This window comes from Streptomyces sp. UH6 (genome assembly GCF_013421635.1).
GTDB classification, from domain to species: domain Bacteria; phylum Actinomycetota; class Actinomycetes; order Streptomycetales; family Streptomycetaceae; genus Streptomyces; species Streptomyces abyssomicinicus.
This window is the reverse complement of sequence record NZ_JACADT010000643.1, coordinates 1-3,329: the sequence shown is the minus strand read 5'-3', so window position 1 is coordinate 3,329 and position 3,329 is coordinate 1. Positions and strand designations below refer to the sequence as shown.

Annotated in this window: 3 protein-coding genes and 1 tRNA gene; 1 reads left to right on the top strand and 3 read right to left on the bottom strand. The window is 73.0% G+C overall.

The genetic code is table 11. The annotated features are described in order from the left end of the window. Positions 1–445 precede the first annotated feature (445 nt). Positions 446–1,927 (top strand): M6 family metalloprotease domain-containing protein, encoded by a 1,482-nt coding sequence (locus HW445_RS23545; protein WP_308799753.1) that lies wholly within the window; start codon positions 446–448, stop codon positions 1,925–1,927. Positions 1,928–1,946: 19 nt separating this feature from the next. Here HW445_RS23545 and HW445_RS23540 read toward each other — a convergent pair. The 3 genes from HW445_RS23540 to HW445_RS23530 form a co-directional block, all read right to left on the bottom strand. Then, positions 1,947–2,020: transfer RNA gene (locus HW445_RS23540), tRNA-Lys, on the bottom strand. A 52-nt stretch (positions 2,021–2,072) separates the two neighbouring features. After that, positions 2,073–2,459 (bottom strand): hypothetical protein, encoded by a 387-nt coding sequence (locus tag HW445_RS23535; protein WP_180222952.1) that lies wholly within the window; start codon positions 2,457–2,459, stop codon positions 2,073–2,075. A 208-nt stretch (positions 2,460–2,667) separates the two neighbouring features. Continuing rightward, positions 2,668–3,329: MsnO8 family LLM class oxidoreductase (locus HW445_RS23530; RefSeq protein ID WP_180222950.1), on the bottom strand; the 662-nt coding region annotated here is incomplete at its 5' end.

Below are 3,329 nucleotides of genomic sequence, written 5' to 3'. Positions count from 1 at the left end.
ACCGGTAGGCGGGGGCGAGCGCCGGCAGCGCCTCCCCGTCCGCCGCGGGCGAGGGCCCGGCGCCACGCTCCGTGACGTCCTGGCCCTGGCGATCCGGAGCCGGAGCCGGACCTTCGGACGTTCCGCTCACCGCTTGCTCCCGCAGTGCACTCGATCTTCGTATGGGTAGTCCGGGTCAGGAAGAGTCTGGAAAGTGTGCCGATCATAGAGGCAGCCCTCAGGCCCTTCCAGCCGTTCATTTCCGCACCGGGGCAAACCACCCCAGCGACAGATCGCTTGTGTCCACAGATGGACACGTCGCTTCATCGGCCGATCAGTTGTGACGTTCCGTGACCGAAGCTCCGTTCGAGTCCCGGCCGGGCCGCCGGTGTGCGCAGGTCGCCGCTCACCCTTCCGGGTCAGACGAACAGGGCATCTCTGAACACCATCACACAGTCTGGGTGCGGTGTCCCGGAAATCGCGCCCGGAGGTAGACGTGCCGTGTCCACTCCCCTTCCTCAAGGGGTCCCGCCGTCGTCCGGGCATGCGGACCACGGCGGCCGTGACCACCACCCTGTCCGCCCTCGCCGCCACATCCATCGTCGCCCACCCCTCCGCCGCAGGAACCGGCCTGGAACCCTGTGCGCTGGAGCGCACCTCGGCCCACCACTCCGAGGGGCTGGACACCTGGAACGCCCATTACCCCCGCCCCACACGGCCCCTCGACGCGGTGATGGTGTTTCTTTCCTTCCCAGACTCGGACCCGCTCACCACTCCCGGGGAGTTGGTGGCCGACCATTTTCCGCTCACCAGCCGGTACTTCGAGCGGGCCTCCTACGGCCGCTTCACGGTCCGCCCGCACCCGGAGCGCACCTGGCTGCGCATGCCGCAGGCCTCCACGGAGTACGCCATGGAGCGCGACTGGAGCGCCTCCCGGCGCGCCGCCTACCTGCGTGACGCGCTCTCCGTCGCCGACCCGGTGGTGGACTTCTCGCGGTTCGACATCGTGTACCTGGTCGCCGACCCGGACGCGCCGGGCGTGAACGCGGACGCCACGAAGGTCGTCAACCTCTCCACCCCGCTGCGGGCCGACGGCACGGACCTGCGACGGGTCGTCACCGTCTTCGAGAAGCACCCCCCGGACCGGCTGGTGCTGGCCCACGAGACCGGTCACGTGCTGGACCTGCCCGACCTGTACCACCGGCCGGTGGACGGCAAGGGCGACTGGGACACCCATGTGGGCGACTGGGACCTCATGGGCAGCCAGTTCGGTCTCGCGCCGGACCTGCTCGGCTGGCACAAGTGGAAGCTGGGCTGGCTCGAACCGGACCAGATCAGCTGTGTCCAGGGCTCCACCCGGCTCACCCTGGAGCCGCTGGGGGTGGGCGGCACGGGCCCCGGCGCGCCGGACCCGGCGGAGGCCGCCCCCGGGCCGGAGAACCGGCTGCCGGGACGGCGCCCGCACGAGGCGGGCGCGTTCGGCGCGGACGCCTTCGCGACGTCCGGGACCGGCGCCGCCGTTCCGTACTTCGGCCTGGGCGGCGGCACCAAGCTGGCGGTGGTGCGGACCGGGCCGGACAGCGTGCTGGCCTTCGAGGCGCGCGGCCCCGTCGGCAACGACGCCACGACGTGCGCGGAAGGCGTGCTGGTGTACCGGGTGAACGGCGGCACCGACTCCGGGAAGGGCCCGGTGGAGGTGGTGGACTCCCATCCCGGGACCTCGGCCTGCCACGACAGGTCGGTGTACCCGCCGCTCGCCGACGCGCCGGTGGCCGCCGGGGAGACCTTCACCGTGACGGAGGAGGGCGTGCGGGTACGGGTGGAGGGGCGGACGGCGTCGGGGGCGTGGACGGTGCAGATCACGCCGACGCCGGCCGGGGAGGCTTCCCCGGAGCCGGAGCGCCGGGGAACACCGGAAACGCCGGAGGCCCGGTCCACGTTTCCGTGAACCGGGCCTCCGGTGTCGGTGCGCCGCCAGGGACTCGAACCCCGGACCCGCTGATTAAGAGTCAGCTGCTCTAACCAACTGAGCTAGCGGCGCCTGCTGACGTCGTAGACATTAGCACCCGATCCGCGTGACGAGAAATCGATATTCAGGAGGGCCCGGCGGAGCCGCGGTGACCGGCCGGGCCGGGGGCGTCCTCGACGCCGCGGAGCAGGTCACGGCCGAATTCGACCATCTTCAGCGCGTAGTCCTCGGTCCAGTCCGCGCGGGCCGCGATGTCGGCGGTGGAGAGCCGGTCGAAGCGGCGGGGGTCGGCGAGCTGGGCGGCGGCCATCGCCTGGTACTCGACCGCGCGGTCGGCGGCCGCGCGGAAGGCGAGGGTGAGTTCCGTCGCCCGGGAGAGCAGCGCCCGGGGGTCCTCGATCGACTCGAGATCGAAGAAGTGCTCCGGGTCGGCGGCCGCGGCCGCCGGCTCGAAGAGCAGGGGCGCGGGGCGTAGCCGCGGGGTGTGCTGTCGCGGCGTGTGCTCCGCCATGCGGTTCTCCGTTTCCTCGCGTGCGTTCTCGTCCACCGCCATCCATTGTCCCGCCCCCCGCAACCCCCGCCTTTGGCCCCGGCTTCCCCGCCCCGGCGCGCGGGCGTGCGCCCCTCGGCCGGCGGGAGAACCTGGACCGCACGGACGGCACGGGCCGGGTACGGCAGGCCGGTCGGGTACGCCGGGCGGGTCAGGTACGCCGGGCGGGTCAGGAGGAGGCGCCGGGGAGGCCGTACGCGTCGGCGATGAGTTCGTAGGAGCGGACGCGGACCTCGGGGCCGTGGGCGTTGGCCGTGAGCATCAGCTCGTCGGCCCCGGTGCGCTTCTGGAGCGCGTCCAGCCCCTCCCGGACCTGCTGCCCCGTGCCGTGCACGACGTTCTCGTTCCAGGATTCCACGAAGAGCGACTCCGCCTCGGTCCAGGGGTACGCCTCCGCCTCCTCCGGCGTGGGGACGAGCCCGGGGCGCCCGGAGCGGAGGCGGAGCATGTTCAGCGCCGCCGCGCGGACCTGGCGCCGGGCCTCGGCCTCCTCGTCCGCGGCCAGCGCCGCGACCCCGATCAGCGCGTACGGCTCGTCCAGCACCGCCGACGGCCGGAACGACTCCCGGTACAGGTCCAGCGCCGGGACGGTGTTCTGCGCCGAGAAGTGGTGGGCGAAGGCGAACGGCAGCCCGAGCGCGCCGGCCAGCCGCGCGGAGAACCCGGAGGATCCCAGCAGCCACACCGGCGGGCGGTGCGACGACTGCACCCCGCCCGGCGAGGTCGCCTGCACCGGGCCCGGCACCGCGTGGATGCGGGCGTAGGGGTGGCCGTCGGGGAAGTCGTCGTCGAGGAAGCGGAGCAGCTCGGCGAGCTGCTGGGGGAAGTCGT

Coding starts and splice junctions, on each gene's coding strand:
- HW445_RS23535 (WP_180222952.1), bottom strand. CDS start 2,459: ATGGCGGAGCACACGCCGCGACAGCACACCCCGCGGCTACGCCCCGCG.